General features: G+C 44.9%; 6 protein-coding genes and 1 pseudogene. 1 reads left to right on the top strand and 6 read right to left on the bottom strand.

The genetic code is table 11. The features are described from left to right. Positions 1-61: 61 nt before the first annotated feature. The 5 genes and pseudogenes from AB4517_RS22370 to AB4517_RS22350 all read right to left on the bottom strand — a co-directional run bounded on the left by AB4517_RS22370 (position 62) and on the right by AB4517_RS22350 (position 4,500). Positions 62-625, bottom strand: coding sequence for a sugar O-acetyltransferase (locus AB4517_RS22370; RefSeq protein ID WP_372150047.1), 564 nt, complete (start codon positions 623-625; stop codon positions 62-64). 202 nt (positions 626-827) lie between these two features. Continuing rightward, positions 828-1,826: a LacI family DNA-binding transcriptional regulator gene (locus AB4517_RS22365; protein ID WP_017059467.1), complete on the bottom strand. Its 999-nt coding sequence runs from the start codon at positions 1,824-1,826 to the stop codon at positions 828-830. Positions 1,827-1,925: 99 nt separating this feature from the next. After that, a complete protein-coding gene (locus tag AB4517_RS22360) occupies positions 1,926-3,365 on the bottom strand; it encodes a 6-phospho-beta-glucosidase (RefSeq protein WP_372150044.1) in 1,440 nt (479 codons plus the stop codon). A gap of 169 nt (positions 3,366-3,534) precedes the next feature. Continuing rightward, positions 3,535-4,059 (bottom strand): annotated as a pseudogene (locus tag AB4517_RS22355) (hypothetical protein). 51 nt (positions 4,060-4,110) lie between these two features. Then, positions 4,111-4,500 carry a VOC family protein gene (locus AB4517_RS22350; protein ID WP_372150041.1) on the bottom strand — a complete coding sequence of 130 codons (390 nt, stop codon included), beginning with the start codon at positions 4,498-4,500 and terminating at the stop codon, positions 4,111-4,113. 197 nt (positions 4,501-4,697) lie between these two features. Here AB4517_RS22350 and AB4517_RS22345 point away from each other — a divergent pair, with 197 nt between their 5' ends. Further along, the gene (locus AB4517_RS22345) at positions 4,698-5,597 is read left to right on the top strand and encodes a DMT family transporter (protein ID WP_372057873.1); all 900 of its coding nucleotides are present in this window, start codon (positions 4,698-4,700) and stop codon (positions 5,595-5,597) included. Here AB4517_RS22345 and AB4517_RS22340 read toward each other — a convergent pair. Beyond that, positions 5,594-6,496, bottom strand: a complete 903-nt coding sequence (locus AB4517_RS22340) for a LysR family transcriptional regulator (RefSeq protein WP_017059462.1) — start codon at positions 6,494-6,496, stop codon at positions 5,594-5,596. The two genes, AB4517_RS22345 and AB4517_RS22340, sit on opposite strands and share 4 nt — an antisense overlap. Positions 6,497-6,622 lie beyond the last annotated feature (126 nt).

Here is a 6,622-nt window from a genome sequence, read left to right as displayed (position 1 = left end):
CATGCTCGGCGCACAAAAACAAAGCCCGAACCTAGGTTCGGGCTTCGTCATTTAAATCTGATTATTGTCCGTTATCGATCGCTTTCAGCACTTTACATGGGTTACCGACTGCAACCACATTGGCTGGGATGTCTTTAGTTACCACACTGCCTGCGCCAATCACGCTGTTTTCGCCAATAGTGACACCGGGGCAGATGATTACACCACCGCCAAGCCAAACATTGTCGCCAACGTTAATCGGTGTGCCAAACTCAACACCCTCTTCAACTCGGCCTTTCACATCAAGTGGATGACCTGCGGTCAGGATTTGAACGTTCGGACCAAGCAGCACATTGTCGCCAATGGTCACTTCAGCCACATCCAAAATCACGCAGTTAAAGTTAGCGTAGAAGTTCTTGCCTAGCTTGATGTTCGAGCCGTAGTCACAACGAAATGGAGGTTCTAAATGCGCATTTTCACAGTCCGGAATGAGCTCTTGCGTTGCTGCTTCCCATTCAGATGTGCCAGGAATACTGTTATTGAGTTTTTGAAGCACCTTGCGACATTCGATACGAGCTGCATAAAGCTCTTTATCCCAAGCCTGATAAGGTTCACCTGCTAGCATTTTTTGTTTTTCTGTTTTCACGTTACTTACCTGTTCTCACATCAATTAGCTATTTTCATATTACTTATCTAGCTTCACATTACTTAACTAATGGTGGTCAATTCATCGACCAAAAACGCAATATCGCACATCTAAATAACAGTGAATAAGGAGTGTTTGAGCTTGGTTTAAGAGATGCGCAGCTCGTCACTTTTTGTAGGTAAAATATGAAATTCGAACAGTGCTAATTTAGCTTCGCTATCGAATCACGTAACACCAAACTACCAGTGGTATTGATGGTGGTCGCTTGCTCTGTTTCACCGACAATTTGCAGGATCGCCTTTTGCGTCATTTGCTCTAATGGCACACTCACAGACGTTAAGCTTGGCGTTAAAAACGCCCCCACTTTGCTGTTATCAAAGCCGACGATCGAAACATCTTGAGGCAATGAGTACCCAAGTTCGGTTAACGCCTTAATCGCACCAATCGCCATATCATCGTTTTCAGACAAGATAGCAGTGAATGTGGTTCTGCTTTTTGCCAAAGCCTGAGCCGCGTGATAACCGCTCTCCATCGTCCAATCACCTTGAACAACGTTGGACTCATCCAATGCAACACCATGTTTAGTTAACACATCTTGATAGGCTTGGTAACGCAGCTCATCGGTCGAAGAACCGGCTTTACCACGAATCACTGCAATGTCTGTATGGCCTTGCTCGATGATGTGTTCAACCATCAAACAAGCACTCTGATAATGGTCGGTGGTAATAGCATGATTGGGCTTCGACGGCATTTCACGGTTGAGTACCAGAATCGGAGTGTCGGTGCTGTCGATGATCTTTGCAATCTCACATTCGGTTAAGCATTGCGGATAGAGGATGATGCCCGCGCACTTCATATCCAGCAGGAAGTTGATCGCCTTTATTTCGTCTTCAGCGCTGTGTTTGCCATCGGTGATCACCAGTTGGTGATTCGACTTTTCGCTATAAGAAGCCGCGTGATACATCAAGGAAGAGAAGTAAGGGCCATTGAACAACTCATTGGTGATAACAAAGCCGATGAAGTTGGTCTTCTTGGTCGCCAATTGCTGAGCCAACAAGTTCGGTCGATAACCTGTTTCTTGAATCGCATCAAATACCTTTTTCACCACATCTGGGCGCACGATGTTCTTGCCATTTAAGACACGAGAAACGGTCGATTTAGATACGCCTGCGCGGTTTGCGACATCAAGCATGGTTACCATTCGCTTCTTTTCCTTTATAAAAAATTAGCCGACATAGGCCGACTAATTCATTGCAAAATGACAGCTCACAGTTCACATAACTGCGCTGGGGAATGCATTCTAAATAGTGGCACCGTTAGATGCAATCACACCTTTATACCACTCGAAAGACTTCTTGCGCTTGCGTTCTAGTGAGCCAGATTGATCGTTGTGCTTATCTACGTAAATGAATCCGTAGCGTTTTTTCATCTCGCCCGTGGTGAACGAAACTAAGTCGATACAGCCCCAAGGGGTGTAACCCATCAAATCAACACCATCAATCGCAACGGCTTTTTTCATCTCTTTGATGTGGTCGCCAAGGTAAGCGATACGGTAGTCGTCATTAATGCTGCCATCTTCTTCAATGGTATCAACAGCGCCAAAACCGTTCTCAACGATGAACAATGGCACTTCATAACGTTCATACAGAGACGCTAAACAGAAACGCAAACCGGTTGGGTCAATTGGCCAGCCCCAATCGCTAGACTGGATAAACGGGTTATCGACCGAATTTTCATGACCGCCGTCCATCGCTTCTTCTGTAGATTGGTGAGAAGAAGAATCCAAGGTATTCGACATGTAGTAGCTAAAGCCTAAGTAATCAGCCTTACCTTCTTTTAGGATCTGCTCATCTTCAGGCTGCATCTCAATGTTGAAGCCTTTGATTGCCCAGTCACGCGTAGCGTAATTTGGGTAATGACCGCGAACCATCACATCTGAGAAGAAGTAACGGTCACGCATCGCTTGTTGTGCCACCATAATGTCTTCCGGTTTAGAAGAACGAGGATAGAAAGGCACCATCGCACACATTGCGCCGATTTGAAGATCTGGATTGATCTCGTGACCTTTCTTAACCACCAAAGCACTTGCAACAAACTGATGGTGAACCGCTTGATACATCGCCTCTTGCGGCTTTTCGCATTGTGGAAACTTCACGCCTGAGCATAACCAACCGAAAATATCTGCCGAGGTGTTCATCTGGTTGTTGATCTCGTTAAACGTCATCCAGTATTTCACTTTGTGTTGGTATCGTTCCATCACTGCAGTTGAATACTTAACGAAGAAGTCGATCACTTTGCGGTTCATCCAGCCGCCATATTCCTTAGCTAGATGGTAAGGCATTTCAAAGTGGCTCAGTGTTACCACAGGCTGAATGTCGTATTTCAACAGCTCGTCAAACAGATCATCGTAAAACGCTAAACCCGCTTCACACGGTTCAGCTTCATCGCCATTTGGGAAGATACGCGTCCACGCGATACTGGTACGGAAACACTTAAAGCCCATCTCAGCGAATAACTTAATGTCTTCTTTGTAGCGATGGTAGAAATCCACTGCGACTTGGTTAGGATAGTTTTCGCCATCAATCACGCCATCGGTGATTCGACGTTGTACACCATGAGCGCCCGCTGTTAATACATCAACAACACTGACACCTTTACCATTCGCATCCCAGCCGCCTTCTAGTTGATGCGCTGCTACTGCACCGCCCCATAAAAAATCGTTCGGAAATTCGTTGTTCATACCATTACTCGCTACAAGTTATTCGTGAAAAAGATCAGGATTAGAGAGCTCATTGCAACTCTGAAACCGATTTCAATAAAAGAAAAGATACAGGTTGAAACCGGTTTCAGCAATAGTTAAAAGATCTTTTTTGATCGAACTACAGACTAATCAACAGTCAGCATTACGATCAATGCTGCTCAAAATACTGATCATGCTGAGATTTGCCGGATAGGTCTTGAGTTCCCGGGTAGAACTGGACGAGTGTCTGATCGGCTAAAGTGAGGTGAATCCAACCCTCTTTGACTTTCAGCCAATTGGTACCGTTGGTCTCATAGACGGCAGGAAGCTTGCCCCAGCCAGACTCTGATACCTGCAGCTCTTGAAATAGGTTAATCGGGGCTAGCTTATTGCTGTCGAAGTTTGCGTCGGCATAGACAGATAAAGGCTCGATGGCATCGTTTGGCTTAAACGTATAACAGCTCACAGAGGCTGAAGTGCGATCAAACCACTGGTAAGGTTGTGCACCGATTAAATCGTAGACCGTGCAATCATTGAATTGAATCGCCCACTCTTGGTGAGCTTTAAAACCGAGGTAACCTATGGGTTGTGATGGTTAAGGCTTTGAGTCCGCCTCCTGCTCATACACCGGTTCTGAGGTAGCACATCCCATAAGCCCAAGACTAAAAAGGAAAGTCACAGCAAGCTTCATCATTGTCATACCTCAGTTCCGTTAGTAGATGAGTAACTCAATTAAGTCTCTACATTAAACGGTAAGTTCCAAACGATTACCATCCGGATCGAGTACACATCTCTCATAATAGCCATCGCCTGTTCTTCTTGGGCCATCTAAGCGCTCATAGCCGTCTTCGACCAAGTGTTGAGTCAGTTGATCGACCGCCTGTTCCGAACCTAATGATATCGCCATGTGAATGAAGCCTGTGAACTGGTCATAGATGTCGTCTTTCGATTCAGGGACAGAGTCCATTTCCATAATCTCTAAACGACTTCCCGTATCAAACGAGAGGAAGTATGAAGAAAACCCTTTAGTTGGGTTGTGATATTTTGAGTTCAATGTCGCGCCGAAATAATCTTCATAAAATCGCTTCAGTACTTCGAGTTGTTTGGTCCAAATTACGATGTGTTCAATCTTCATTTTGTTTGCCTAAGTTTGATGTCTAACGCTAGATTACTCATCAAATAAGGAACAATAAACAGAACGAAATTCATCGAAATTGTTCCTGATTAACGGGCTCGATTTTATGTCCATAACTGCACAGTATTGGCATCTATGTTTGTGTAATAGTTATCTTTCCTCCATAGTCAGGTTTTACACAATCTGAGATTCAAACTGTGAGCTTTTTAAAACTGATACTACTTGCGGCTATATGGGGAGGCTCGTTTCTTTTCATGAGAATGGCCGCCAATCCATTAGGGCCCGCAGTCTTAATTGAAGCGCGAGTTCTGTTTGCAGCACTTACTCTGCTTTTAGTTTCTTTCTATTTAAAAAAGAAGCTCTCTTTTCATGATCACGCAAAACACTTCTTCATTCTCGGCCTGTTTAACACCACACTTCCTTTTTTGCTTTTCGCTTATGCCGCGCAGACACTTAACGCCTCGACACTCGCCATCTTGAACTCTACCGCGCCAATATGGGCGGCAATCATTGGTGCAATATGGACCAAAACAGCACTCGAGGCGAAAGTTCTATTGGGACTTGGGATTGGGGTAACAGGAGTTGGCGTGTTAGTCGGTTGGGATGCGATGAACATTGGCCGTGAGGCTATGCTTCCTATCTTTGCAGCAGTGATGGCGGCCTTTAGCTACGGAATAGCGTCAAACTATACCAAACAAGCCCCTAAAGTTGAGGCATTCAACAATGCTCATGGCAGCATGTGGACTGCGGTATTGCTGGTTTTGCCGTTTGTATTCTTTATTCCGATAAGAGAAACACCCGACGTTACGATCACTACATCGGTTGTCTTATTAGGCGCGGTATGTACTGGGTTAGCGTATCTACTTTACTTCAATCTCGTCTCTGAACTCGGCGCACCTTCAGCCCTGTCCGTGACCTTCATCATTCCGGTATTTGGTATTCTATGGGGTAACTTATTCTTAGATGAAGCAATTGGCATCAATACGATTGTTGGTTCAATTCTGGTTATCACCGGCACCATGTTGGTGACAGGAATGACGCCTTCTAAGATGATAGAGAGCGCCAAACAGAAACGAGCAGCAAGAGCGGCTCGTTAATCAGCCATATATTGCTGAATCTTGTTTCTCAGCCACTGATGAGCAGGGTTCAAATCGGTTCTTTTATGCCAAATCATGTATTGCTGCATAGGTAAGATTTCAAACGGCTGATCAAGGACTTGAAGCTGGAAGGATTCGGAAAATTGATTGGCAAAATCACGCGATGTACTGCCGACACAATCTGAGCCCGATACCAGCACACACATGGTCATCAGCGAGTCACACTCGGCACTCACTTTTCTCTGTTTCAGTGGCGACTTGGTAAAATAATCTGCCGTGTATAAACGGGTTCGACGCATTCTAAAAGTAACATGCTTTTCGTTGTAATATTGCTCTTGCGTCACAGAGCCATTGATTCTCGGATGCCCCTTTCGAGCTATCAGCACCAACTCATCTTCAATCATCGGCTGCTTCATGTAGCCGTTAACTTGCGGGTAATGGATATCAATCGCTAAATCAGCTTGTTGCATGCTCAAGCCTTGCAATAATTCTTCTTCGTTGTTCGGCACCATATTGAATTCAATCGAGATATTGCCCAACGTCTCATCTTGCTCGACGAGAGGTTGAAGCTTGGTTAATCCAATCTCATTCACCAGGATACGAAACACATGATGCTGCTGATTATCAAATGTCTTTAAAGTGCTTACTGCGCTGCTTATCCCTTCTAGAGCAGGCTCTACTCGGTCTGCCAATTGCACCGCAGCGTTAGTCGGAATAATCCCACGCCCTTCACGAATAAACAGGTCGGTATCAAGCTGAGATTGCAATCGCTTCAATGCCCCACTAACCCCAGGCTGAGTCATACCAAGCGATTCTGATGCAAGCGTGATCGACTTTAATCGATACACTTCTAAGAACACGCTCAATAGATTTAAATCCAACTTTTCCACGTCGCTCACCGTTACTCTCCCTGTCAATGTGGTCTTAATCAATCATAGGTCAGGATTCGTCTTCGTCGCCCAACCATTGCATGATTCAATACATAGCCAATCGTGATGTATTAAATAAAGCTTACTTTATTTTTT

Source organism: Vibrio sp. 10N.222.52.C3, from assembly GCF_041474195.1.
Lineage (GTDB): Bacteria > Pseudomonadota > Gammaproteobacteria > Enterobacterales > Vibrionaceae > Vibrio > Vibrio crassostreae_C.
This window is presented reverse-complemented; position numbering and strand designations above follow the sequence as displayed.

What these genes read in the sequence shown, in the direction of transcription:
- AB4517_RS22350 (WP_372150041.1), bottom strand. Translation starts at nt 4,500, where the DNA reads ATGAAGATTGAACACATCGTAATTTGGACCAAACAACTCGAAGTACTG.
- AB4517_RS22360 (WP_372150044.1), bottom strand. Translation starts at nt 3,365, where the DNA reads ATGAACAACGAATTTCCGAACGATTTTTTATGGGGCGGTGCAGTAGCA.
- AB4517_RS22365 (WP_017059467.1), bottom strand. Translation starts at nt 1,826, where the DNA reads ATGGTAACCATGCTTGATGTCGCAAACCGCGCAGGCGTATCTAAATCG.